The organism is Morganella morganii, from assembly GCF_019243775.1.
GTDB lineage: Bacteria > Pseudomonadota > Gammaproteobacteria > Enterobacterales > Enterobacteriaceae > Morganella > Morganella morganii.
In genome coordinates, this window is record NZ_CP069157.1 from 1139437 (window position 1) to 1163701 (window position 24265).

The 24265-nt window shown below is 48.1% G+C and carries 25 protein-coding genes and 1 pseudogene; 20 read left to right on the forward strand and 6 right to left on the reverse strand.

The window, feature by feature from the left end:
• The 20 genes and pseudogenes from JL661_RS05265 (at position 1) to JL661_RS05360 (ending at position 19009) form a co-directional block, all read left to right on the forward strand.
• On the forward strand, positions 1 to 1446 hold the full coding sequence (locus JL661_RS05265; protein ID WP_062772873.1) for an anti-CBASS protein Acb1 family protein: 1446 nt from the start codon (positions 1 to 3) through the stop codon (positions 1444 to 1446).
• A complete protein-coding gene (locus JL661_RS05270) occupies positions 1400 to 2395 on the forward strand; it encodes a phage minor head protein (protein WP_062772876.1) in 996 nt (331 codons plus the stop codon). The genes JL661_RS05265 and JL661_RS05270 overlap by 47 nt, the downstream gene beginning before the upstream one ends.
• A gap of 16 nt (positions 2396 to 2411) precedes the next feature.
• A complete protein-coding gene (locus JL661_RS05275) occupies positions 2412 to 3812 on the forward strand; it encodes a DUF2213 domain-containing protein (RefSeq protein ID WP_062772879.1) in 1401 nt (466 codons plus the stop codon).
• 6 nt (positions 3813 to 3818) lie between these two features.
• Positions 3819 to 4256, forward strand: a complete 438-nt coding sequence (locus JL661_RS05280) for a hypothetical protein (protein WP_062772882.1) — start codon at positions 3819 to 3821, stop codon at positions 4254 to 4256.
• Positions 4257 to 4266: 10 nt separating this feature from the next.
• Positions 4267 to 5343, forward strand: a complete 1077-nt coding sequence (locus JL661_RS05285) for a major capsid protein (RefSeq protein WP_062772885.1) — start codon at positions 4267 to 4269, stop codon at positions 5341 to 5343.
• Positions 5344 to 5352: 9 nt separating this feature from the next.
• A complete protein-coding gene (locus JL661_RS05290; RefSeq protein WP_062772888.1) occupies positions 5353 to 5640 on the forward strand; it encodes a hypothetical protein in 288 nt (95 codons plus the stop codon).
• A complete protein-coding gene (locus JL661_RS05295) occupies positions 5640 to 6011 on the forward strand; it encodes a DUF7370 family protein (protein WP_062772891.1) in 372 nt (123 codons plus the stop codon). The genes JL661_RS05290 and JL661_RS05295 overlap by 1 nt, the downstream gene beginning before the upstream one ends.
• Positions 6008 to 6349, forward strand: a complete 342-nt coding sequence (locus tag JL661_RS05300) for a hypothetical protein (RefSeq protein WP_062772894.1) — start codon at positions 6008 to 6010, stop codon at positions 6347 to 6349. The genes JL661_RS05295 and JL661_RS05300 overlap by 4 nt, the downstream gene beginning before the upstream one ends.
• Before the next feature lies 1 nt (position 6350).
• Positions 6351 to 6719 carry a hypothetical protein gene (locus JL661_RS05305; RefSeq protein WP_049245859.1) on the forward strand — a complete coding sequence of 123 codons (369 nt, stop codon included), beginning with the start codon at positions 6351 to 6353 and terminating at the stop codon, positions 6717 to 6719.
• On the forward strand, positions 6716 to 7084 hold the full coding sequence (locus tag JL661_RS05310; RefSeq protein WP_062772897.1) for a phage tail termination protein: 369 nt from the start codon (positions 6716 to 6718) through the stop codon (positions 7082 to 7084). Before JL661_RS05305 ends, JL661_RS05310 begins: the two co-directional genes overlap by 4 nt.
• 64 nt (positions 7085 to 7148) lie before the next feature.
• Positions 7149 to 7904 carry an Ig-like domain-containing protein gene (locus tag JL661_RS05315; RefSeq protein ID WP_062772900.1) on the forward strand — a complete coding sequence of 252 codons (756 nt, stop codon included), beginning with the start codon at positions 7149 to 7151 and terminating at the stop codon, positions 7902 to 7904.
• A gap of 50 nt (positions 7905 to 7954) precedes the next feature.
• Positions 7955 to 8650: a DUF6246 family protein gene (locus JL661_RS05320; RefSeq protein WP_062772903.1), complete on the forward strand. Its 696-nt coding sequence runs from the start codon at positions 7955 to 7957 to the stop codon at positions 8648 to 8650.
• A 102-nt stretch (positions 8651 to 8752) separates the two neighbouring features.
• Positions 8753 to 9019: a hypothetical protein gene (locus JL661_RS05325; protein WP_150974883.1), complete on the forward strand. Its 267-nt coding sequence runs from the start codon at positions 8753 to 8755 to the stop codon at positions 9017 to 9019.
• A 223-nt stretch (positions 9020 to 9242) separates the two neighbouring features.
• Complete coding sequence (locus JL661_RS05330) at positions 9243 to 9635, forward strand: hypothetical protein (protein ID WP_073970187.1); 393 nt, start codon at positions 9243 to 9245, stop codon at positions 9633 to 9635.
• Positions 9636 to 9700: 65 nt separating this feature from the next.
• A pseudogene (locus JL661_RS05335) lies at positions 9701 to 13163 on the forward strand (tape measure protein).
• The gene (locus tag JL661_RS05340) at positions 13160 to 13636 is read left to right on the forward strand and encodes a hypothetical protein (protein ID WP_062772912.1); all 477 of its coding nucleotides are present in this window, start codon (positions 13160 to 13162) and stop codon (positions 13634 to 13636) included. The pseudogene JL661_RS05335 and the gene JL661_RS05340 overlap by 4 nt, the downstream one beginning before the upstream one ends.
• Complete coding sequence (locus JL661_RS05345) at positions 13636 to 14106, forward strand: DUF1833 family protein (protein WP_062772915.1); 471 nt, start codon at positions 13636 to 13638, stop codon at positions 14104 to 14106. The genes JL661_RS05340 and JL661_RS05345 overlap by 1 nt, the downstream gene beginning before the upstream one ends.
• Positions 14103 to 14495 (forward strand): NlpC/P60 family protein, encoded by a 393-nt coding sequence (locus JL661_RS05350; protein WP_062772918.1) that lies wholly within the window; start codon positions 14103 to 14105, stop codon positions 14493 to 14495. Before JL661_RS05345 ends, JL661_RS05350 begins: the two co-directional genes overlap by 4 nt.
• Positions 14482 to 16953, forward strand: a complete 2472-nt coding sequence (locus tag JL661_RS05355; RefSeq protein ID WP_062772921.1) for a host specificity factor TipJ family phage tail protein — start codon at positions 14482 to 14484, stop codon at positions 16951 to 16953. Before JL661_RS05350 ends, JL661_RS05355 begins: the two co-directional genes overlap by 14 nt.
• Before the next feature lie 61 nt (positions 16954 to 17014).
• Complete coding sequence (locus JL661_RS05360; RefSeq protein ID WP_062772924.1) at positions 17015 to 19009, forward strand: tail fiber/spike domain-containing protein; 1995 nt, start codon at positions 17015 to 17017, stop codon at positions 19007 to 19009.
• 37 nt (positions 19010 to 19046) lie between these two features.
• On the opposite strand, the gene JL661_RS05365 is transcribed toward JL661_RS05360, so the two are convergent.
• From JL661_RS05365 to JL661_RS05390, 6 genes are all read right to left on the reverse strand, one after another.
• The gene (locus JL661_RS05365) at positions 19047 to 20513 is read right to left on the reverse strand and encodes a glucosyltransferase domain-containing protein (protein ID WP_218481029.1); all 1467 of its coding nucleotides are present in this window, start codon (positions 20511 to 20513) and stop codon (positions 19047 to 19049) included.
• A gap of 35 nt (positions 20514 to 20548) precedes the next feature.
• Positions 20549 to 21463 (reverse strand): glycosyltransferase family 2 protein, encoded by a 915-nt coding sequence (locus tag JL661_RS05370; protein ID WP_062772933.1) that lies wholly within the window; start codon positions 21461 to 21463, stop codon positions 20549 to 20551.
• Positions 21463 to 21825, reverse strand: a complete 363-nt coding sequence (locus JL661_RS05375) for a GtrA family protein (protein WP_024472895.1) — start codon at positions 21823 to 21825, stop codon at positions 21463 to 21465. Before JL661_RS05375 ends, JL661_RS05370 begins: the two co-directional genes overlap by 1 nt.
• 77 nt (positions 21826 to 21902) lie before the next feature.
• The gene (locus tag JL661_RS05380) at positions 21903 to 22127 is read right to left on the reverse strand and encodes a DNA polymerase III subunit theta (RefSeq protein ID WP_062772935.1); all 225 of its coding nucleotides are present in this window, start codon (positions 22125 to 22127) and stop codon (positions 21903 to 21905) included.
• A gap of 285 nt (positions 22128 to 22412) precedes the next feature.
• Positions 22413 to 23567, reverse strand: coding sequence for an SGNH/GDSL hydrolase family protein (locus JL661_RS05385; RefSeq protein WP_062772938.1), 1155 nt, complete (start codon positions 23565 to 23567; stop codon positions 22413 to 22415).
• 29 nt (positions 23568 to 23596) lie between these two features.
• Complete coding sequence (locus JL661_RS05390; RefSeq protein WP_036415943.1) at positions 23597 to 24205, reverse strand: TetR/AcrR family transcriptional regulator; 609 nt, start codon at positions 24203 to 24205, stop codon at positions 23597 to 23599.
• Between the last annotated feature and the right edge of the window lie 60 nt (positions 24206 to 24265).

The window sequence follows — 24265 nt, forward strand, 5'->3', positions numbered from 1 at the left end:
ATGGAAGCAAACAGAGACAGGCTGTCATTGGCGGTGAATAACGCTATCAGCGCGGTAGCAAGATCCAGAATGGCATACGCAACTGGCGGCATCGGAACCGGAAACACAAAGCGCCCACGCATCTGGCGTGAGTTCGGCTATCCGGAAGTGCTGACGTTTAATGATTTTTACAACGCCTATGACCGTAACGCTTTGGGCGGTGCAGCGGTGGACCGGTATATCTCCGGCTGCTGGATTGATGTTCCTGAAATATTTGAAGGTGACGAAGAAGCAGACCAGGACGGTTCTACTGACTGGGATAACAAGCTGAACAAGCTGCTTAAATCACACTGGGAGCAGATCAAAGAGGCCGACAAACGCAATCTGGTTGGCCGGTATTCAGGTCTGATTATTCAGTTGCGCGATGGTCGCAAATGGGATGAACCGGTAGACAGAGCCGTGGTTTCCCGCCTTAAAGATAAAGCCATTATTCGCATGATCCCCGCGTGGGAAGAGCAGCTTGATGTGAGGCGATGGAATGAAGACCAGCTCAGTGAAGATTACGGCTATCCTGCTCTGTACTCATTTACAGAATTGCATGTCGGTAAGGAATCAGATGGCTCTCCAGGGCGGATTATTGATATTCACCCTGATCGCGTAATCATCCTTGCTGAAGGGGCGGCAGACGGAAAATTAACATCCGGTACCCCGTTACTGAGGAAAGGCTACAACAAACTCATTGATGCTGAAAAGGTATCGGGCGGCAGCGCTGAAGGATTCCTGAAAAACGCCAGTCGTCAGCTCAACTATGCGTTCAGCAAAGAAACCGACTTCCAGCGCCTGGCGGAGGCATTAGGCACCAATATGGATGGCCTGGCCGATGCACTTGATGATCAGGTTCGCAGGCTGAACGAGAGCATTGACGCATCAGTGATGATGCAGGAAGGAACGGCAAGTGTGCTTTCCGTTGCACCGGCTGATCCTGAACCAACATGGCGTACCGCACTGGCTGAATTCGCTGCCTCAATCAATATGCCGGTTAAGGTGCTTATAGGTCAGATTACCGGTGAGCGGGCATCAACAGAGGACATGAAGGATTGGGCTAAAACGTGCATGTCACGGCGCACAGGATTTCTGAAATCAGTGATTGAGTCCGTGGTATCACGATTCTGGGCGCTCGGCATTATCGAGCCAAGAGAGGAAATCACCGTCAGTTGGTCTGATTTACTGGCACCGAGTAAGGCTGAGAAAATCGACTCGATGAACAAAGCTGCCGATGTCGCTGTTAAAACACAGCAGGCATTCGGTCATTCGGTATTCCAGGAGAACGAAATCAGGGCGCTGGGGGAATATCCGACTCTGATCGAGTTTGAGAATACTGACCCACCGGAAACCGGCCCCAAAGGAGACCCGTTAACTGATGATAAAGAACCAGAGAACAGGGTCGCCGATAATACCGAGAAATAAGGCCGACCCAACACAGTCAGGAAAGCCTGTCAGAAAGATGTTCCGCGATATTGAAAACCGGTATCACGGACTGAAAAAAGCACTCCGCCAACTGTTCGATCTGTCATTCAGTGGCAGAGAACGAAATCAGAACTCACTCTACAGCTATATCCTCGCTAAAAGCTCACAGAACGAACCTGACTCGCTTATCAGGGTTAACGCTGGTGTTTATTCGTATGACCTCGCTGAGCGGCCTGATGAGTACGCGCGGTTCCTTGAGCGACTGCAATCTATTCTGGATGAGTATCTGCTTGATGGCGGGAGTGAAAACCTGTGGGCGTTCAGCCATATCGCAGCGGAGTATGACCGCGGCACACTGAATGCGTATACCAACCTGTCGTTACAGTCAGAAGTGTATGCAACACAGACCACGCTCACTTACCTGATGTCGCAACCTGCATACCAGAACCAGATAGCCGCCACGTTTATCTCAACGTTCAGCGACTGGAAAGGTATTTCTGATGCCGCGCGCGCCGACCTGTCGAACATCATAGGCACATCGATAGCCAGGGGTGTCAATCCGAGAGAAACAGCGAGAATCGTGAGTCAGCGGCTGGATGTCTCAATGAGCAACGCAAAGCGCATAGCTCAGACGGAACAGGTAGGCGCGTTACGCCGTGCAAACTGGAACGAAACCACATGGGCGAGTGAGCGGCTCGGGCTGCGTACTGGCCTGTTGTGGTTATCTGCACTGAAACCAACGACACGCAGTTGGCATGCGGCACGACACGGCAAAGTGTTCACTGTCGAGGAAGTTGAGTCGTTCTACGCTGACGGCGGCAACCGGTTTAACTGCTACTGCGCGACACAACCGGTATTACTGAATGACGACGGGACGATTTACAACAAAGGCATTATTGACCGGCTGACAGCAGAGCGGAAAGCCTGGTCAACAGACGAAGATTCATAACCAAAGAGGCCACCACATGAAGCTTTCGGGTATTCATGTTAAATCGCTGGCTATCAATTCCTCCAATATCTCAACTGAAACCATCGACGGTGACGAGCATATCGTCATTCGCGGCGTTGTGCCGGTTGTTGATGACGTTGTGATGAACGGGGGGCTATATCCGGCCAGCGAAATTAACAAAAGCTTTCAGTCGATGGAGGGGAAACAGTGCCCGTATGGACACCCTAAAATCGGCACAGATTACGTATCGGCTGACACGCCGAGAGCGGTAAACCAGTTTCACATCGGCGCATGGGCTGAAAATGTCCGCAAAGATGGTGAAAGAGTCGTCATGGACGTGAAGGTCAACCGTCGGTTTGCTGATGCCACTGAGAAAGGCAAAGAGTTCCTTGCCCGTGTGGATGACATCATTGCCGGTAACAGCACAGACCCGATCCACGTATCAACCGGATTACTGTTACAGCGCGAGCAGAACAAAGGCAAGTCGAAGGGCAAACCGTACACATGGGTAGCCAGGAACATGCACTTTGATCATATCGCCATTCTTCCGGCGAGTGAGCCCGGCGCGGCCACTCCTGATGATGGTGTCGGGATGTTCGTTAATGCTGACGGGCAGAAATGCGATATCGAAAATGCCAGCCTGGTTGATGCGGCGAACTGCACGAAGGCGGATATTTTCAGTCAGGTGAAATTCTTCTTCACCAACGGTTCAAATTTCTCTTTCGAGGATATCCATAAAGCACTGCGAGATGCCCTGAGAGAGCAATCATCAGGTGACGACTGGCCTTATCCGGAAACAGTCTGGCCTGACAAATTCATCTACTACAAATCCGGAAAAACCTACCAGCAAAAGTATCTCATTGACGACAACGGCGAAGCTGATCTTGTCGGTGAGCCCATTGAAGTTGTGCGCAAGCCAACAGAGTACGAAGTAAAAACCAATAAGGAAAACGACCCGATGAAACAACTCATCACAAACGCGCTGAAGGCAAAAGGCATCGACACAGACGGTAAATCCGATGCTGAGCTGATGGATGCGTACAACCAGATGATCGCCAATGAATCAAAAGGCGAAGAAACGCCGGAAGAGAAAGCGGCGCGTGAGAAAAAAGAGCAGGAAGAAAAGGACAAAAAGGATAAGGCCACTAACAGCGATATGCAGGCCATGATCACCGCTGCGGTAAACGCTGCCGTCGCCCCGCTTAAGGAGCAGTTAAACGCAAGCGCGGACAAAGAAAAATCAGCCATGCGCGAGGCAGTTAAAGCCAAATTCGGCTTCACAGAAACAGCCGTGAATGCTCTGGACGGTGACCCGCTGAAAGAGCTGTATGCGCAGTGCGCTCCGGTTCATGGGCTGAATGGCTCGTTCCATTCTCAGCATAACTCTTCCACCTCAGTATCAGAAATGCCGGAGTAAAACGAAATGGCGAACAAAACAAAACGTGTGATTCATGCTGGCGGTATCTTTCCTAACCCGCTGTTAAATCGTGAAGGCGAGGTGTTAGCAGACATCAAGCCCGGCACGGTAGGCTTTTTCGATGGCGGCAAGTTCAAAGCCTCAGTAGATGGTAAAGAGTCGGCGATCCTGTACGTGGCAAACATGGATTATCTGCGCTGCAAAGGCGTTGATGATGATCTGAAAGCCGGTGATTTGGTTGTGGCAATCCAGCCATTGCAGGGATTATTCCTGAACGTCCGCGCCGCTGCCGGTACGTACAAAAAAGGCCAGCCGGTGATTGTTGCCAACGGCCAGATCACAGCGGCCACCGCTGCGGAAGGTGAAGTTGTATTCGCCTATGTCGAAGAAGATTCAGCACTGACCGCTAAGGCGGGTGAGCTGGTTCGCGTTGTGTTCAAGTAAGGAGAACCGAATGTTTTATTTTTCAACCAAAAAAGCGACCGAAACCGGTAACCTCGAAGCAAACACGGCGCAGTTTGGCGAATTACAGATTGCCCGCGATGCATCTGCACAGGCAGTTGCCGAGTTCATTATCCGTGCCAATTCACGCGGTAACGGTGCAATCAAAGTTGACGCCGCTAACGCAGTTGATGACATCCGCCGCCTGTATAAAGCATATGACCAGACTGTTCTGTCCGAGTTTCAACCGAACACCGAGTTCACCCTGCTGAATGACCTGATGGGACTTTCCCGCTCAGTGCGTCTGGAAGAATCCGTGTATGAATACGCCCGTAAAGGCAGTGGCGGTGTGGCTCATACGTCAATGTCCGGCCAGATCGGTGCGTTGCTGGATGCCGGCGCTTTCACCTTTGACGGTACTATGGTGCCGATTCACGATACCGGCTTTAAGTTCGGCTTCCGTGACCCGATCTTTGCAAAAGGTTCCGCGCTGGCCTCTTTGTCCGATGCACAGTCTGATTCTGTTGATACTGTCCGCCGCAAATACGTTGACTTTATCTGGAACGGGTTCCGTGATTCCGAAGGTAATTTCATCAAGTTTGATGGCAAATCATGGAAGGGCTTCCGTGCTGATGAGCGCGTAGCCCAGGTGACACTGACGGTTAACTTTGCCGCTGAGCAGGACGGCAAAAAAATCCGCGCAGAAATTATCAAGCTGCGTGACGTGCTGAAACTGCAAAACCTGCAATACGGTGAGCAAACCTGGTATGTGTCAGGTGAAATCCTGTCAAATTGGGAAAGCGTGTATTTCGACGTTAACCAGACCCGCACCATCCTGGACGAAGTGAAGAAAATCACCGGCATCAAAGACATCAAAGAAGATTGCGAGCTGAAAGGCAATGAAATGCTGATCGTTCCGCTGGGTGCCGGTGTTATCGCTCCGATTGTCGGTCAGGCGTTTGGTACTGTTGCTGACCCGCGCCAGTTCTATAACTCTGATTTCGTATGGCGCACATGGGGCGCTGCCGGTCTGATGGTTAAGCAGGACATCAGCGGCCACTTCTCGGTTGTTCACGCGAAAGGTAATTAAGGGGGATTTATGGCACTGGTAAAAGTAGTTTCAAATAACTTCTTCGCCGGTGCCGGTTTCCAGCATGTGGAAGCCGGTAGCCAACTGACAATGTCAGATGAAAGCGCGAAAGAATGGGGAAAGGCCGGTCTGGTTGAAATTATCGCATCTGGTGATATTGAAGTAGCATCGCCTGGTAACGACGATTCTGAACAGCCTGAACAGCCTGAACAGCCTGAACAGCCTGAACAGCCTGAACAGCCTGAACAGCCTGAACAGCCTGAACAGCCAAAGGCAAAACCTAACGGTAAAAAATAATGCAGATAACTCTTGATGACGTAAAGCCGATGATTGCGGAACTCGGGTTTGCATTGCCTGATTCTGTGCTGTCGCTGTTACTGAGTCAGGTTAATGCAAAGTCCGGATGCCTCGAAGCCAACTACGACGAAACCACGCAGAAATTGTTGCTGATTTACACCGTTGTGCGGTTGGCATCACTGTCTGGCGCACGAAAGATATCATCACAGAGCGCTCCTAACGGGGCGTCTCGTTCTTTCGCGTACGATTCTGCCGGTACTGATTATCTGCTGAACCAGATCCGTGCATGGGACAGTGCCGGGTGTCTTTCTGATTTGCCGTTGTCGAGTAAAACGGTCGGATTCTTTGGTGTGGTCGGGGGGTATCGATGAGTTCAGTTGCAAATTGGGCATATACCTCATGGGCCACACTGTGGCGGCTTGCCGGGAAGGACAGATACGGTAAGCCCGAGTTTTCTGAACCGGTTCATTTTCTGTGTGGTTACGGCAGTGAGTTGAAAGCCGGAAAGATTGATATCGGCTCTGAAATCACTATCAAGCTGGTGTTCTGGACTGAGTACGCTGATGCGAAAAAAGGTGACTTTATTGCTATCGGCAAGCACTCAGGCGATCCGGTTTCTGCCGGTGCTGACGAAATCAAATTCATCAAACGTGATGAGGATGTATTCGAGCACATAGCGGATGATTACACCCTGATAACGGCGGTGTGATATGGCGGCAAAAATCAGAGGTATCGCAGAGGTCAGTGCCAATATCAATGCACTGGTCGGCAATATCACAGGGCGCAAAGTTACACGCGCAATACAGGCAGCAATGCTGATTGGTGGCGCTCAGGCCACGTTGTTCACGCCTATCGACACATCAACGCTTATCAACTCTCAGTTCCGTGAAATCACAGTTAACGGCACCCGCGTTACCGGTCGTGTCGGGTATTCTGCCAACTACGCGGTATTTGTTCATGACCCGAAAGTTAAGCAGACATTCCGGCGCGCCACTGCGCGAAAAGAGTTCCTTACGCTGGGGTTTGAAGAGAGTCGCGATGAGATTGAAGCGGCCATGCATCAGGAGATGCGCATATGATACACGAAGCATTTGAGCGTTATCTTAGCCGCGTCGGCCTGCTGGATGATTTCACTGTTCAGTACCTGACATGGACGGAAGAGCCTGAGTCACGCACACAACAATATGCCGTCATTCAGCCTGACGGCGGCAGCGGCAGATTTGCTGACCTTGGCGCTGACGACAATGTAATGCTGATTCTGGTATCTGCACAGAACGATCCGGAGCCGGTGTTAACCAGGGCGAAAGACATTCTCAGTTTCGTATCTGAGTTTCCGGACGATTGCGAACTCAACTCAGTTTACAACCTTGGCGGCATGCCGAAGCCGGTACCGACAGAAGAAGGCCGGTTCATCATGCAATTAGCTTTCCGCTGTACATCATAAACAAACACACTTCAAACAGGTCGCTTATGCGGCCTTTTTTATTTGCAAATAAAGAGGTTACAACATGGCACAATGCCCTGATGATAAAGGCCTGGTGATGGGTAATGCGGGAATTCTCCGTATCGCGCCCGGTTGCCCCGGCACGGTTCCTGAACAGTCAGCGTTTCTGCGTCTCGGCGCACTGACCAGTAAAGGGCTGGATTATGGTACTGAAACGGTTACTTCCAAAGCAGACGACACAAAAGGGTTGACTGAGGCTATCGTGACCGGTCTGGATTTAACCATTAAGTTTGATGGTGAGCTGAAGCGCAAAGGTGCTGATGGCTCCACGTCTGCTTTTGATATCGCCAAAGAAATCCTTGCTGAAGTCAAGGCCAGCCGCCAGCCGTCATATTGGGTGCAGCTCGACATGAAAGGCGACGGTAGTGATGTGATTCAAGGGTACATGAACTTCACATCATGGTCGATGGAGTTCCCGACCAAAGAAATCTCCACGTATTCCGGTGAGCTGAAAGTAGCAGACGCTGACAGCTTTGAGTGGTTACAGGAAGAAATCGTGGTGCAGAGCGTCACTGCCAACCCTGCGACACTGACTGTGAAAGCCGGTGAAACTGCAACATTCACGGTTGGATTTAATCCGGTTGACGCGACAAACAAAAATTACGAGGTGGTCAGCGATAAGCCTAATTTTGCTACCGTCAGTAAATTGTTGAATGTTGTCACCGTCACCGGTGTTGCCGCCGGCGCCGCGAATATCACTGTCACATCGGAAGATGGCGGTAAGACGGCGAAATGTGTCGTTACAGTCACTGCGGCCTAAATATTACAAAGGGTATCTCCGGGTGCCCTTGATAATGTTCAGGAGGATATATGACACCGCGTTTAGAATACGGCGAGATGGTGATATCCACTGCCGAAAATGATTACCTGTTTCGCCCGTCACTGGATGCCATGACGCGAATCGGTGAGCCTAAAGAGATTGTGAGTGCGTTTACGCGATTAAATGGCTCAGAGGTACAACAAATTATAGCGTCTGCCGTAGACGCTTACGGAGTTGTTCCTGAATGGCTGATTGCACTGTTAAATAAACCGGTTTATGGGCGCAGCATTTTATCGACAGCAATGGACGTGATGCAGGCATGTTGTAACGATGACTGTTCTGAGGTTATCGGTGAATGGCGGGTTGGCAAATCCGGCATGGTGTACCGGCGCGGCGCTATGCATTATCGCGATATCATCCTGCTGGCGCGCGAGCTAATGACCCACGGCATTATCGGCAAGGCCAAGGTGCGCAAACTCCAGCGCAACGAAGGTAAAGACGAATACTCCGACGAGTTCCGCGCCGTCGATTACATCAGTGCCGCCCGTGTGCATTTCAACATCACCCGCAGCGAAGCGGAACAACTCACAATGACTGAGTTCGTGATGATGCTGAAGGCGAAATATCCCGATGAGAAAGGTTTCACGAAAGATGAGTATGAGGCTATCACCAAAGCCGATGATGCACGCAACGATGACCTGATTAAGGGCAAGCGTCGGCTGGTGAGCAGGAAGAGGGCAACTTGATCACAGTGGTGCAGCTAGGCTTTCGGGCTTATGTCGCACCAGTCTTTTTGCTGGGATATTTGTGCGTGTATACTCAATTGAAACACTGGAAATGGGGGCGTAATGAATATCTCAGTTACATCACAAAATGTACACAAGCATAAGAAAAACATCAGGAGAGATGACCTCGATGGACTTACTTGTTTTATGCAAATGGCTGATAGTGTTCGCATCACTGCATCTTTAGATCATCAACCAATAGTGACAGGGGTTCTTGGTGAGCCTGACAGCAAAGAACACCATCAACTTACATCATACTGGCGATGGGAAAATGTCAGCGCTGTAAGGTTGGTTGATGTGCTGTACGCAATTGCTACATTTAATAATTGAAATATTATAAAAATAAAAATAAAAATAAAAATAAAAATAAAAAACGTTGAGTATTGTTTTTGATGTGTAAAAAATCTGATTGTTTTATTTTTTAAAATTAAAAATAATATTCTATTTGGTATTGAAGAAATAAAACAACTTAGATAAATATTTGGTCATGATGGCACATATGTATTATTGTGATATTGTCTTGATAATGTATTAATTATTGAGGTGTATTGATGTGAATAAGATATTTATTATGTGTATTCCCATACTGTCTGTATCAATGCTTTCTGGCTGTGCTCAAAAAACAATTAGCCCTGAGATAATAGCTAAAGCCAAAGAGCCGGTTTATTGTGAAGGAAAGTCACAATGTGATACATACTGGGCAAGAACAAAAGCATGGATCGCTATGAATTCCGCTTGGAAAATACAAAATTCAGATGAAATTGTTATCTCAACATATAACCCTGCTGAATACAGCACAGCTGTCAGTTATCAAGCGGTGAAAAATCATGTCGGCGGTGAAAAATATGAAATCGTCATACAAACAGGGTGTGCCAATATGTTTGGCTGTGTTCCTGATGAAAACGTCCAAGTGGCAACTCTAAAAGATTACATCAAAGCAAATTAGCGATTATTAATTTATATAATAAACCCTGCCAACTGGCGGGGTTTTTCATTTTAAGGAGCCGGTAAATGGCAAACGTCGGTGAAATCGTATATCAGGTGCAGATGGATGTTGCTCAGTTGCTGACATCACAACGTCAACTGGATCAGCGGCTGCGGAATATGGAGGGCGGATTTAACCGCACAACGACCGCCGTCAATGGCACTGAGCGATCAATGTCCTCACTGTCGCGGGTTGCTGCGTCACTGACTGCGTATTTATCTGCTTCTGCTGTTGCCAGCTACGCCGAAGCCTGGACGGTTCTCAACAACAAACTATCGAACTCTGTCCGTGCCAGTGAATCGTTAGTTGAAGTGACTGAGCGTGTATTCAATATCTCTCAGGACACCCGGTCAAGCCTTGACGCCACAGCGACATTGTACGCCCGACTTGAGCGCGGAACACGACAGTACAACACATCAGCGGAAGATCTGGCGAAACTTACAACCATTATTAACCAGGGCTTCATTGTTTCCGGTGCCACCGCTCAGGAAGCTGAAAATGCCATCATTCAGTTGTCGCAGGGGATTGCGTCCGGCGTGCTGCGCGGCGAGGAATTTAACTCAGTTTCCGAGCAGGGAAGTCGGTTGATGGTCGCTCTCGCTGATTCGATGGGTGTCAGCATCGGGCAGTTACGCGCAATGGCCGCAGAAGGAAAGCTGACCACTGACGTGGTAGTTAACGGACTTTTGTCGCAGGGCGCAGCCATTGGCGATGAGTTTTCGAAAACCACTCAGACCATGTCTCAGGCATTACAGGAGGCTGGTAATAACATCACTAAGTTTTTCGGTAACTCATCGACTGTTCAGTCGTTCATCGGCGGTTTTAATGACTCAGTGGTGGTGGTAAGTGAAAACCTTGATTCTCTGACAAATATTCTGGTTATTGCTGCCGGGGTTATTGGCTCAAGGTACGCCGGTGCACTGGCGCTGGCTGGTGCTGCGCAAGTTAAAAAAAGCTCGTGACACAATGGCTGGTGCAGCCGCATCAAGACAGGCGGCAGTGGCTGAACGTGATGCGGCAGCTGTGCTTGTGAGAAAAACAGTGGCAGACAGAGACGCGGCAATGTCAGCGCTAAATCTTGCCAGGGCAGAATATCAGGTCGCCAGAGGGTCGGCGGCAGAGGCTACAGCGCTGGCTAACGTTACAAGATTGAAAACAGCGTACAGCAATGCAGCCATCATTGCTGCGCAGGCGAACAATACACTGAGTGCATCTCAGGCCAGGGTGGCCGCTACTGGTTTGACAATGGCTAATGCACTGAAATCCATGAACTGGTTGCTTGCGCCGATAGGTGGGCCGGCAGGTGCCGCCATGTTGGCCGGTGCTGCGGTTTATTACTTTTTCCAGAAAACGGAAGAGGCCAGGCAGGAGGCATCAAAGTTTGCTGATGAGCTTGAGGGACTGACGGAAAAAATGCAGGGCATGAACCGCGTTCAGCTTGAGGGAATGATAGCGAAAGCCACTCAGCATATGTCTACTCAAAAAGATGAAATTAAAGAGCTTGGCAGCGAAATAGACAGCCTGAATGAGAGGTACAAAAAGGCAGGGGAAAGGAACTACAGCCTTGCCGGGGCGGAAAGTGACAGAGCCAAAATACTCAATGAAATAAAGATAAAGCAAGCTGAATTAGATACAAAAACAACTGAGTATTCGCGCACATTAAACTCAACAGGACTGATGCAGGCTAAACTCAACGGTGAGTTACTGCAAGGCGCTGATCTTCTCAAGGCTCAATCAGGCTCTGTGTTGCCGAATGCCAGTGCAGCACTTAAAGCGTACGGGTTAAATCTTGAAGACGCCACAAGGGCAAAGCAGAGATTTAACGCAACATCATTGACTGTTGAGCGCAGTCAGGATGGCGATAAGTTACTGGAAAATCTTCGCAAGCAAAATGAGCTCCTGGCAATAACAGATGATCGTCAGAGGGCTATCGCCACCGCAAAGCAGAAAGCTGAAGAAGCAGGAGTCAAGGCTGACTCGACTCAAATGCAGCAAATAGAGAATGAAGCAGCCAGAAGTTATGATCTTGCTGATGCCAAAAAGGAAACAGTTCGCACATCGAAAGCAGCAGCCAGCGCAGCAGCAAAAGAAGCTACAGAAGCCGAAAAGCTCAAACAGAAGATAACTGACCTGGCTAATGCGACGAAGGTTGCAGAGTTGGAAACTAAAGGGCTTTCCCGTGAGGCAGCAATCCTTGAGGCAGTGCAGAAGCTTGGGTCAAAGGCTAATGCAGCACAGATAGCCGAAATAACTGAACTTGCCGGTAAGGAATACGACCTCACTCAGAAGATAAAAGACCGGAAAGATACCTTTGAGCAGAATCCTAGGGTGAAAGCCGATCAGGATATGAAACTGGCTCAGGAGCAACTTGAGCGACAACTGAAAGGTAAGTTGGTTACCGAAGAGCAATATCAGCAACGCAGGGCGGCGATATACGCTGAGTATTCGCGCAAAATATCAGAAGAAACATCAAATGGTCAGGTGAATATTGTCGCTGAGAATCGGGCAAAAATTGACCCAATTCAGGCACTGGCTAACGAAAATGCTCAGAAGTTGGCACTGATGGAATCGTACTATCAGGCAGAACAGGCATTGTTGAAGAAGTCGCAGCAGGACGGGCAAATCAGCCATGACCAGTATATAGCCGCAAAACAAGCTACCGATGCACAGTATATGGCGCTGAAAACCGCACAGGATAAACAGTATCAGGAGCAGCAAATTGCAGCACAGTGGCAACTGCTGAGTCAGCAAAGCATCGGCTATGACATGCTCACATCCGCAGTTGATTCTCTCTCCGGGAATGCGTCCAACGCTATCACCGGGCTGATCACACAGACCATGAGCTGGAGTGACGCTGCGCGGTCGCTGGGTAACACCATGCTTAACAGCGTGGTCAACTCCATCGTACAGGTTGGCGTGGAGATGGCTAAAAACTTCATCCTCGGCCAGACATTGGGTGTTGCCACTCAGGCGGCAAATGCATCAGCAGCTGTTGCTGGCGGCGCAGCGGCATTAGCTGCATGGACTCCGGCGGCTATTGCGGCATCTATCGCAACAATGGGGGCAGCATCCGCGAGTGGTCTTGGTGCGTATACTGCGGCACAGGCGACCGGAGCGGCAACCAGTATCGGAATGAAAGCACTCACGATTGCCGGCGCGCGTAAAGATGGTGGTCCGGTATCTGCCGGTGAAATGTACCGGGTTGGTGAGGGCGGCAAGCCTGAGATATTCAAAGCGTCAAACGGTAACCAGTACATGATCCCCGGCGATAACGGTAAGGTAATCAGTAACCGTGATATCGGCGGCGGACAGATTCCGGTGACGGTGAATATCAATGACTATTCATCCGGCGGCAGCAGGATTGATGCTCAGGCTAGACAGGACAGTAACGGCATGACCATAGATGTGTTTATCGCGGACATGGACAACAAGGGACCGATGCACAGCGCCATCACACGAAACACAACAGCATCTGCGAGGGTGAGATGATTATCGACTATCCTGACTGGCTTCCTCTGGCACAGAAGTCAGACAAAAACATGACCATCGACACCGGTTACATGACAGATCAGCCACAGGTCGGCGCACCGATATTCCAAAAACTGACCGATGACCTGAAAACGGTATGGAATGTCACCTGGATATTCACGCTGGCGCAGGAGCGGGCGTTTGCTCAGTGGCTGCGCCATCCCGATTATCTGGATAACTGTAACCGGTGGTTCCGGATGAAAATAGACATCGGCGGCAGCGGATTACAGGAGCAGGAATTACATTTCTTGCCATATCCTGTGCAGACCAGCGTTAACGGCGCGTCAGTCACATGGACCGGTCAGGTTATCTGTAAAAATCTTCATAACGATGATGATGAATTCGGTGATGTGATTATTGAGTTCCCGCCGCCGTTCGGCAGCTGGCTGGATGTCATTGTCACTGAAACACTGCCACGGTGTAAGGAGGGATAATGCCGACATTGCGTGAGTTCCGCGCACAACGACCAAACCGCATCCTGTACGAAACACTCCAACTATCACACCCATCGTTCGGCGACATTTACCTGATCACTCACCAGATTTTCCCGAAGGCACTCGGCGGTATTGAATACCTGCCGTGTAACTTTGAGATGTCTGAGAGTCAGCAAAGTAAAACGCCGATCATCGACGCAAGCGTAAAATTCAGCCGTGTAGCGCATGAGTTTAAGCAGAAGCTGAAAGCATGGCGGTCGTATTCACGGATGGTGCCGGTCGAGGTGACTTACCGGCTGTTTGATGAAGCGGACAAAGGTACGGCAATCGTGCGCTGGAAGCTGTTTGCAAAGGATGTATCACTGGACGCGGAAGCGGTATCAATGACACTTTCGATGACCAATCCGCTGAACAAGAATGTCGGACGCATTTATGAGCCGCAGGAGTGGCCGGGTCTGGAGGCAGTATGACGACAGATGAATTTACAGACAGGATGAGCGGGGTGCCGTGGGTTAATCGGGCATGTTCGTTTACTGCGTGTGACTGCTGGGGGCTGGTGACGCTCTATTACCGGCATGTTATCGGTGCTGAAATTCACCACGACAGCGGTTATGAATCTGACAGCGATTTTATGACCTGTTATCAAAATGAGGTGGATTTCTGGAAGCGGGAAGAGCACCCGGTAAGCGGCGGGATATTTGTGGCTTACAACGGGTCCGTGCCGGTTCATGTCGGCGTTGTGCTCGGCGGGATGGTTCTGCACAGCCGCGGCGATAACGGGCATGTCCGCCTGGACAGATTACTGACCATTCAGCGGATATACAGCAAAGTGGAGTTTATGACTTATGCCGGTAATTGAAATTCAGCGCCTGCCGGGAGCACCGAAAGAGAGAGTCGAAGTAAAATCCGGCTCTCTTTTTTTTGACTGGCTGAAAGAACAGAGCATCAGTAGTGACGTTGTGATCATGGTCAATGGTGTGCAGCTGGCTGACAGCGACAACCTTGATTTTGTTGTCACTGAATTGCATCACATTCAGGTATTTGACCAGCCGAAAGGTGGCGCAATTGGAAGCCTGTTGAGCCCGATATTCAAACTGGTGTCGAAGGTGTTCTCTTTTCTGGCCCCGAAAACGCCGTCATTCACATCCGCAGACGCGAACGTTAAAGACAGCCCGAATAACCGGCTCACAGGGCAAACTAACGTTGCCAGGACATACCAGGCGCGCCCGGAAATTCACGGTCAGGTGAGGGCATACCCGGATCTGATTCAGCAATCACTGTTTGAGTACATCGATAACAAGAAAAAAGTCACGGAGTGGATGAACTTCGGTATCGGGAAATTTGATATCGAAAACGTGAAATACTCAGAATCAGAATTAACCGCGCTGGACGGTGCCAGCTATCAGATATTTCAGCCAGGTGAGAATATCCCTGAGATATTTGAGGGGTTTGAGTTTCACGATGTTGACGGTCAGGAAGTGCCGGGGCCGAATGAAAGTGATGAAATACCGCAGTATCAGGCAACGGCGAATGAGGTCATTTCCGGTGAGATAAAGGGCGGCGAGGCGATGATTAAAATCAGCCGTCAGAGTGAGTTCGATTACTTCTATGACATTATCAAACCGCGCTCAGTATCAATGACCGTAAATGTATCGTATGGCACACCAACCGGTAACGTGACAAAAGACATCAAAGTCGATGCTTATCTGTCTGAGGCGAAAAAAACAGATGACGGGTCAATCGTATTGCCTAAAAAGTATTACGAGTTCTTTTTCACCAGCCTTTCCGGTGGTGACCTGGCGACGCTGCCGCCAAATGCTGTCGTCAATACCACGAAATTTATTCTGTATGACAATCAGTTTTTGACTGTCGGTCCGTTCTTTTCACCGATGGATGGTGGTCAGTTGTGGGTCCACATAAACGCCCAGCTCGGCGAGGGTGATTATGCCAATGCCAGGATGGAGTTCTGGAAAGTGGATGATAACAACGAGGAAATTTCCGGCACCAGGGAATCATATAATCGTGGATTTCCGGCAGCACCAAAGACAAAAAACTATTACAAAACGGAAAAATTCACACCACAAGGTGGGTACGGTCGATATGCATTCCAGTTAACCAGACTGGAAAACAGTAATGACCATAGCATCCTGAAACTGGAGAAGGCCCACATCATCCGCCGCAGGCTCAATGAGAAGCATCAGGACGATACTCTTGTCCGTGTGACCGTAAGGGCGACAGAGAACCCGACAAGCTCACGTGAGCGCAAATATAACGCCCTGGTGACGCGGCATGTGATTAGCTATGACATGGTCAACCGCAAAGTGGATTACACAGAGCGGCCTTCACGCTCATTTGCGGATGCAGTGGCACATACGTGGCTGGTTACCGGAAAGCAGCCTGAGAACACTATCGACCTGCACGGATTGTACGAGATTTACGCCGGACTGCCTGATAAACGCCTCGGGTACTTTGATTACACATTTGATGATGAGGATGTATCACTCGGTCAGCGTGTCGAGACGATCTGCAACGTGGCGCGGGTGACGGCATTCTTTGATAACGGCGTACTGACATTTTCCCGTGAGGAAGAGCGGAAATATCCGGCGGCGGTGTTTAACCGGTCAAATATCACCGGCAATAACTTCCGCATCTCATACGATATGTCTCTGCCGGGCGGGAATGACGGTGTTGAGGTTGAATACGTTAATCCTCGTACCAACAAAAAAACCTATCTGAAGTACCGCATCGAAAACGGAGCAGTGGTGAAGGGGGCAGCAAAAAGCCCGAATAAAATCACCCTGCACGGATGCAGGAACGAATATCAGGCCATTGACCGTGCGCAGTTGGAAATGGACAGACTGATCAGCCAGCGGACAAGCATCAGCCTGCAAACACTGGCAGACGGTGACTATGTTTATCCCGGCGATATGGTACTGGTGGCAGACAGCTACGACAGTAATCAGCAGGGCGGACACATCACCGGCAGAAACGGCAATGTGTTCAGCACCAGTGAGCGTATTGAGTTTTCCGGTGACATGGTGGTGAGCATCACTGATCACCTCGGAAACTCATCCGGTGAATATCCGGCGCAGGCACGGACCGATACGGATAAAGGTTTTATTGCCGACATCCCTGATATTCAACTCAATATCTATGACGGTCATAATGTTCAGTCACCGTCACGATACATCATATCAACCGTCACTGAAATGGACGCTATGCGCTGGGTAGTCTCTGACAAGAAACCAGACGCAGACGGCACGTTCTCCATCACCGCAAGCGAGTATTTCGCACCGAAAGCAGACTATAACGTCTGACATAACACTCAAACCAACAAGCCAGCCTCAGTGCTGGCTTTTTTATTGGAAGAAAAGGCACATGGCTACTATCCCTACTCAAAATGCAGTACCGAGTGAAGCACCGCGCGACCTGAAATTTAACTCAGGCAAAATTGACGAGTTCGTGACATCGCTGGAACACGAATATAAAGACCGGTTTGGCCGCTGCCATATGACTATCGAAGGCATGAAATGGATGTTCGACCAGCTTGTTTTGCGATTCAAAGTCGATATGAATCAGGCAATAATTTCAGCTGGTTACATCACCGTTGATAGTTTTCAGCAGGGTGCGCAACTGCCAAACAATGAGATCACCCAGCGTAATCAGATTCTGCGTGATGAAACCACCGGTGAATATTATCGCTGGGATGGTGATTTGCCTAAGGTTGTTACGGCTGGCTCAACTCCCGAATCAACAGGTGGTATCGGTAAAGGGGGGTGGATTGATATCGGCGGAGCTAACCTGAGAACTGATTTGAAAGCGGATAACGGGTTCACCTTTGTTGGTGGCCTGACAGAAAACTACCTTCGCGTCTTCGATAATGTCGCTGAAATGGTAGCGGAGACATCACTGCCACTTGGGGCTACGGTAAAAACTCGCGGATATTACTCTCCGGGGGATGGTGGTGAAGGAATTTACACAATCACAAATAATCAGCCAGACACGCTGGTAAACGTCATTCTGGATAACGGACTGACAGCAACACTGGATGTTACAAGCGGAGTTGATATCCTCTCTGTTGGCGCTCAGGCGAATGCTGATATCGGCGCTATTCTGGTTGGCCTTCAGGAAATTGTGGCAGTAAACACCATCCTGATCCCTAAAATGTCATTTGATTGCAACAGTCAGGTTAAGGTTAAAAAGAACTTCCGTTTTTCTCCAGGCGCACAATTTATTAACAGGTCTCTGCGTGATGACTGGTTTGTATTTGAAGAAAATAGCATTGAGTTCAGTACAGTTGGATATGGAAATAAAGCTAGGATTGCAGTTGATAACAATTTATTAGCTTGGAATCATGCGGTTGCTTTAGTTAAGGGTAATAAGGCAATAAGAAATCTTACTATTTCAAATGTTAATTTGGTTGGTAATTATGCAGATCATTCAGGGACAGCCCTAGAGTTAAGAGCTGATTTAAGTAATGACGGAGGAAGGGAAACAGATCCATCAAATCCGTATAAATGGAATAGTATTTCATGGGGGGTATTTAACAATCTGTCTCTCGAGTATTGCAATATAGGGTTGTCAGTTAAGGCATTTCAACCACAGCCATCTGATGTAGGCAGCGTATCTCTAAGCGACGGAGGGTCATGGATAACATCATGCCAATTCAGAAATTTGAAAATTGCCAGCGCTAGGCGCGGGGTGGAAATTATATGTGTGCCACTTGCGGCGGGGGCATACCCATATAACACGCAGATCGCTGAGATACAAATTGACTTTGTCCAACAGTGGATGAATGACTCAAAAGAGGCGGTGTATATAGATGGCGCTGGACAAAATAAAATTGAATTCTTTGCTTGGGACTACGATGGGTACACAACCAAACCAAGTGATGCCGTAATAGTCAAAGGTTCTGACGGTAGAGATAATTTCATTTCAGGAAATATGGCTCTAAAACACGTATTATTTTCATCTCCTGAGAACTCGTATCAGTTACTTTACAAATCAAAAGAGCAAAATCCAATACTTCATCGTAGAATTTGCGCGATAAGGCATACCGGAGGCGGAAATTATGAAATTGAAAAATCATATAGAATACCTTTCGGAATTAATGGTGTAGAAAAAGACCCAAATGATTCGTATTCCTTGATTGTTAATTACGATAGAGGGTTTGGCGGGTTTCAAATACCTTATATTATCTGTCAAGACACAAACAACACGAACGGGTATTCAATACAGCCATTTTATAATTTATCTCAATCATCAACTGGTAAGGCTAATTTTTATATAAGGAAACCAGGCGGGGGCGAAGTGTCGCCGCTAAGTGAAGTTCCAACTGGTGCTATTTTTATCATAGAGATCATTTGCGTATGATTTTTAGCCCATCACATCATAGTGATGGGCTTATTTTTTACTTACAATTCCTATCGAAATCTAAAACAAAAAAGTTACCATTTTTAGGCACTAAAATAGTATAGTATATGTTTTTACTGACTACATTAAATGAGCATTTTTCTTTATTTGAAATGTTCATTTCATCTTCACTAGGGTATAGTGCTGGAAGACTATATAAAGTTATTAATTGCCTATATCCCCAGCTCCACTCATTATGCATTGGTGTTTGAACTAACTTAAATATTATTGGGTTTTCCTTTCCTGAGAAGTTCAACTCATTGGAGTTTGGCATTTTTCCAGAGATAACCATGTTTTTACCAACGAGGTCATTATCAACCAAGTCTCTTGATAAATTGGCAGAAATAATGTCAAGAATCCTCATCTGAGAGCCAAATGAATTGCAGTAAGTAGACATTAGCGTTAGGGAATATATAAATGGCATTAAAAATGCTATGAGCTTTATTTTTTGTGATATGAAATCAGATTTCATTAAAAAAACAGCTATGGCTAACATCGATGCGCCAAACCCAATAAACACGCGTGGAGCATAACCAAAAGGGTCTGTTTTCCGCATAGCAAAAAATGAAAAACCCTGAATCATTATAATGAATACTGGCAATGATATAATAATTACGGTGATTATTGGAGCATATGTTCTAATATTACTTTCTTTTATTAATTTAGCAACAAGTGTAAGTATTGATATAAACGAAAGCAATAATAGTAAAGAGTACGCGACCATGAATCTATCACTGAAAACAACATTCATGTTATCTAAGAATATAGATAGCTTTTCTTTAAATGCGGAGAACCTATCAGGTGATGAGTATATTGTCTGTCTTACTGGGTAGTCTAAAATTTTACTACCTATTTTCCATGAAAATAATGCTAGGCAAACAGAGATTACTTGATGTGTAGTTACTTTATATAATGAAACCTTTTTTGTTTGAAACAGTGAGTTGCTAATGAATAGTGATATTGAAAGCGTTATGAATATCCCTAAACTTGGTTCATATAAAAACATCACTGCCGATAATATGATGGCTGATAGCAGTAGAGATTTTATATTACATATTGATGTTAAATATATTGCGTACACACATAAAAATATACTTATAGACATAGATAAAGAATCGAATTTATAAGATAGATTCTCTATATAAAACGGACTTGTCATAAGTAACGAACAAAATAGTACAGAAACTATGTTCCTCTTTATGGAAAATATTCTTGTCAAATAAACTGATGATAATGAAAAGAATAATAGAGATATAATCAATGGGTATGGAGATATGTTTATCACCAACCCACCGAATGTTAATGCTGAATATATGATATTTGTTAAATATCGAGCATCATGATCCCATCCGTGCCCATCTATTGCCCTTCCAAGATCATCCAGATAATAAATATCTGATATAATCAATGGGAATGTATAAATAAAAAAAACAAGCAGACAAGAAAGATAGAAATTTTTTTTCACTTAGTTCTTTATCTGTGTATGAAAGAATATTCATCTTACTTCCTTTTCAACAAATATTTAGGACGCTTTTTACTTTCAGTATAAATTCGGCCAATATACTCACCAAGCACACCTATCCCGATTAACTGGATACCACCCAGGAACAAAATAGACACAAGCAGTGACGGATATCCTGGCACTGGGTTGCCCCATATGAGCTTATCGATGATCATCCATCCACCGTACACAAATGACAGCGCGGCAACAAACAGGCCGATGTATGTCCACATGCGGAGCGGGAAAGTGGAGAAGCTGGTGATGCCTTCAAGTGCGAGATTCCACAGCTTCCAGCCATTAAATTTCGATTCACCTGCTGAGCGTTCGGCGCGGGTGTATTCCACAATATCAACGTTACCGCCGACCCATGACAGAACACCTTTCATGAACAGGTTACGCTCTGGCAGCAGCTTGATGTTTTCTACTGTCTCACGCGACATCAGCCGGAAATCACCAACGTTTTCTTCGATTTTCGGGGTACTGATTTTATTGTGAAGCTTATAGAACCACTCAGCTGTTTTTCGTTTTAACCATCCATCGGTTGAGCGGTCTGTGCGTTTTGCCAGAACAACGTCAGCACCTTCCTGCCATTTCTCAATGAGAACAGGGATGACATCGATAGGGTCTTGCAGGTCAACATCTATGGGGATAACAGCATCGCCCGTAGCGTGGTCGAGGCCAGCAAACAGAGCGGGTTCTTTGCCAAAGTTACGCGTGAAGCTCAGTGGCTTAACCAGGTTGTCTGCAATAGCCAGTGCATTGATGATACCTTCTGTTGAATCCTTGCTACCGTCATTGATGAAGATGATTTCGACTTCATGCTTTTTTAGTTCTTCATTTTCACGGACAGTTTTGTAGAAGATAGGTATTGCTTCTTCTTCATTAAATACCGGGACGACTAATGATATTTTCATTATTCCATGCCTTTAAAAACAAATAATTTTGAGTAAAGAAATCCGAGCACCAGGCTGATGGCTGAAAACGCCACCAAGGTGATAATAGGTGCGGCATTGACTTTATCCGCGATGAAGCCGGTCAGGTAACTAAGCACACCCATGAACCCCACAAAGGCTACATAGCGGCCACCAGTAGCCTTTTTCTTGAAAGTGAACTTTGCGTTGGCAAAAAACGAGAAGGTGACAGCGACAATGAACGCGATCAGGTTAGCTGTCGCCTGTGTTGTGCTGGCTAAGTAGACCAGTGCAGCAAAGACAACCCAGTGAAGCAGGGTGTTGATAACGCCGACTGAAAAGTATCTGGCAAACAGTTGAATCATCACATTTGATCTATAACGAAAATTGATGCGTGAGTTTACCATTCCTGTAAAGATAGGTCAGCATGAACGTGGAATAATCACTCCTTCTCATACTCGAACCCACGCGGAAGCCTTTTCCCGATCTCCCTGTAGTGCTCCAGCCTCTCTCTGAAGTACGGGCGTAAATGCTCGGGCTGCTGGTTTTCTGTTTCGTACAGATCATACGGCAGTCCAACCCTTTCTTTGTACGCGATACCGGATGCGGCTAAATCGGCATTAATTTTGTCTTTTTCGTCTTGGGGCAGGTTGGCTATGTTGTGCATGTTGGTTTCGGAGTGGTGGGTGATGATGGGAGTATAGCAGGGGAAGGGATATTGGGACGAGTTTGGGACGCGGAACATTTTGCATGCTTGCGTATCAGCAGGTAACTTTATGCATCTTGGTACGTGAGAGCGAGAAAAGATGCGGTGTAACGTGTTGTATTTTAATAAATCTTCGGTTTCGTAATGAAAAGGTCACCAGTTCGAATCCGGTATCCGGCACCATTACTTATCAAAGAGTTAGCGATTATACCCGAAGCCCCGCTGAAACAGCGGGGCTTTCTGATATCAGGGCCGGATAACCGTCAGCGGGACAGACTGTGCAACCAGCCGGTGTCCTTTATTATTAAGATGAAGGTGATCCCCTGAATCATAGTCCGTACTGAGCTGCTGAGGACTGACCGGGTCGCGTACCAGCCGGTCGCTGTCAATAACAGCATCAAACTCGCCGCTTGTGCGCATCCAGTGGTTTATATCCTGCCGTACAGCCTCTTTTTCCGGTGAATAAAAACCGGTCATACCATACTCACCGGTTCCGCGTAGTGGTACCAGGGTGACGACGGTCATACGGATATTTTTTCCCCGCGCCATGGTCAGCAATTGCCGGAATCCCGTAATCACATCCGCTGCCGAAGGCACAGAACCCGCCGGGTCCAAATCGGTTCCCGCCAGGCCGATATCATTTAATCCGACCTGCACGATACAGGCGGTAACACCGGGTTGCATCAGCACATCACGCTCAAACCGCGATAATGTACTGATGCCGATGCCGTCTTTCAGCAGGCGCGAACCTGATTGTCCGGCATTCACCACGGCAATGTTTTCGTCAATAAAACGTTCTGCCAGATAATCAGTCCAGCGGCCATAGGTGTCCATGTCCACGCCGTTGCCGTCAACCATTGAATCGCCGATCACCACGAGTGTGCGGGCTTCTGATTCCGGCTGAATCAGCACGCTTTCAAGTAAAAGACGGGAACTGACAGCCTCGCCGTTTCCGGCCTCTTCCTGTCGCGTCCGGTTACCCGGTTCCAGTAAAGAGAAACGACGGGCATCCCAGTGGAAGGTATTAAGTGGTACCGGCTCCGGCAGGAAGGTCCTCAGCGTGAGCTCCGATAATGACGGAACATGCAGTGCAATTTCATCACTGCACAGGATATCACCGGCAGGGATCACCGCACCCTGCTGTCCGCCAAAGGTGACCGGTATTGCACGGTACTGGCCGGGAACGGAGAGATAACTTTCACCTGTCACCAGTGGCTGTGTGCCGTAGCGGTTGGAAAACACCAGCTGCAGTTTCTGCCCGCCTGTGCTGATACGCAATGACTGCCGGAGTGTCTGATTGCCGGTGATGGCCGGCATATCCGGCGGAAACGGAAATGCTTCACCGGATGCGGGCTGGGAGGCGGAAAGCCATGTGCAGATCGGGCGGACGGAAGAGGACATCAGAGATTCTCCTGCAGACAGAAACAGATTCAGTGTGTGGCCGGTGAGGCGGTCATGAGATCAAACATGTGCATGGCAATCTCTGTCATGGCCAGCAGGCGGTCACGGCTGACACCATCCCGAGCCTGGACAGAAATTCCGTGCAGCAGTGTTGCCACATAGTCCCCGAGTGCCTGTGTATCCGTATGTTCCGGTAAATCACCGGACTCAGCCCCCCGGCGCAGACGCTGTATGATCCCGCTTGTCCGTTCCCGGCGGTGGTCTGCCAGCCAGTGCATAATGGCTTCATTATCAGCAGAATAATTGGTCAGTGACAGCACCACCATACAGCCGTGCGGCCGGTCATCCCGGGTGTAGGTATCAACGGCACCGGTAAGCAGCTTTTTGATAGCACTGCGGGTATCCGGCTCTTTCAGCGCCGCATCCGCAAATGCACCTTCTTCCGCCAGATAAAGGGCTATCGCCTCCCGGAACAGATTTTCTTTCGACCCGAAGGCCGCATAGATCCGGGCGGATGCAATACCCAGCGCCGCAACCAGATCAGACATGGATGTTCCTTCATAACCGCGCTGCCAGAACACCTGTTCAGCCTTGCGTAATGCAACTTCGCGATCAAATTCCCGTGGTCTGCCGGCCATCATATTTTCTCCGTATAGTTTATCTGAGGCAAATGCTACCAGTTCTTTATCGTTTAACAA

Bases quoted from the DNA above. Each gene is read 5' to 3' on its own strand.
- JL661_RS05380 (WP_062772935.1), bottom strand. From the start codon at position 22,127: ATGCACAACATAGCCAACCTGCCCCAAGACGAAAAAGACAAAATTAAT.
- JL661_RS05340 (WP_062772912.1), top strand. From the start codon at position 13,160: ATGATTATCGACTATCCTGACTGGCTTCCTCTGGCACAGAAGTCAGAC.
- JL661_RS05390 (WP_036415943.1), bottom strand. From the start codon at position 24,205: ATGGCCGGCAGACCACGGGAATTTGATCGCGAAGTTGCATTACGCAAG.
- JL661_RS05310 (WP_062772897.1), top strand. From the start codon at position 6,716: ATGATACACGAAGCATTTGAGCGTTATCTTAGCCGCGTCGGCCTGCTG.
- JL661_RS05320 (WP_062772903.1), top strand. From the start codon at position 7,955: ATGACACCGCGTTTAGAATACGGCGAGATGGTGATATCCACTGCCGAA.
- JL661_RS05295 (WP_062772891.1), top strand. From the start codon at position 5,640: ATGCAGATAACTCTTGATGACGTAAAGCCGATGATTGCGGAACTCGGG.
- JL661_RS05350 (WP_062772918.1), top strand. From the start codon at position 14,103: ATGACGACAGATGAATTTACAGACAGGATGAGCGGGGTGCCGTGGGTT.
- JL661_RS05355 (WP_062772921.1), top strand. From the start codon at position 14,482: ATGCCGGTAATTGAAATTCAGCGCCTGCCGGGAGCACCGAAAGAGAGA.
- JL661_RS05280 (WP_062772882.1), top strand. From the start codon at position 3,819: ATGGCGAACAAAACAAAACGTGTGATTCATGCTGGCGGTATCTTTCCT.
- JL661_RS05345 (WP_062772915.1), top strand. From the start codon at position 13,636: ATGCCGACATTGCGTGAGTTCCGCGCACAACGACCAAACCGCATCCTG.
- JL661_RS05265 (WP_062772873.1), top strand. From the start codon at position 1: ATGGAAGCAAACAGAGACAGGCTGTCATTGGCGGTGAATAACGCTATC.
- JL661_RS05285 (WP_062772885.1), top strand. From the start codon at position 4,267: ATGTTTTATTTTTCAACCAAAAAAGCGACCGAAACCGGTAACCTCGAA.
- JL661_RS05270 (WP_062772876.1), top strand. From the start codon at position 1,400: ATGATAAAGAACCAGAGAACAGGGTCGCCGATAATACCGAGAAATAAG.
- JL661_RS05315 (WP_062772900.1), top strand. From the start codon at position 7,149: ATGGCACAATGCCCTGATGATAAAGGCCTGGTGATGGGTAATGCGGGA.
- JL661_RS05300 (WP_062772894.1), top strand. From the start codon at position 6,008: ATGAGTTCAGTTGCAAATTGGGCATATACCTCATGGGCCACACTGTGG.
- JL661_RS05305 (WP_049245859.1), top strand. From the start codon at position 6,351: ATGGCGGCAAAAATCAGAGGTATCGCAGAGGTCAGTGCCAATATCAAT.
- JL661_RS05275 (WP_062772879.1), top strand. From the start codon at position 2,412: ATGAAGCTTTCGGGTATTCATGTTAAATCGCTGGCTATCAATTCCTCC.
- JL661_RS05375 (WP_024472895.1), bottom strand. From the start codon at position 21,825: ATGATTCAACTGTTTGCCAGATACTTTTCAGTCGGCGTTATCAACACC.
- JL661_RS05290 (WP_062772888.1), top strand. From the start codon at position 5,353: ATGGCACTGGTAAAAGTAGTTTCAAATAACTTCTTCGCCGGTGCCGGT.
- JL661_RS05325 (WP_150974883.1), top strand. From the start codon at position 8,753: ATGAATATCTCAGTTACATCACAAAATGTACACAAGCATAAGAAAAAC.
- JL661_RS05385 (WP_062772938.1), bottom strand. From the start codon at position 23,567: ATGTCCTCTTCCGTCCGCCCGATCTGCACATGGCTTTCCGCCTCCCAG.
- JL661_RS05360 (WP_062772924.1), top strand. From the start codon at position 17,015: ATGGCTACTATCCCTACTCAAAATGCAGTACCGAGTGAAGCACCGCGC.
- JL661_RS05370 (WP_062772933.1), bottom strand. From the start codon at position 21,463: ATGAAAATATCATTAGTCGTCCCGGTATTTAATGAAGAAGAAGCAATA.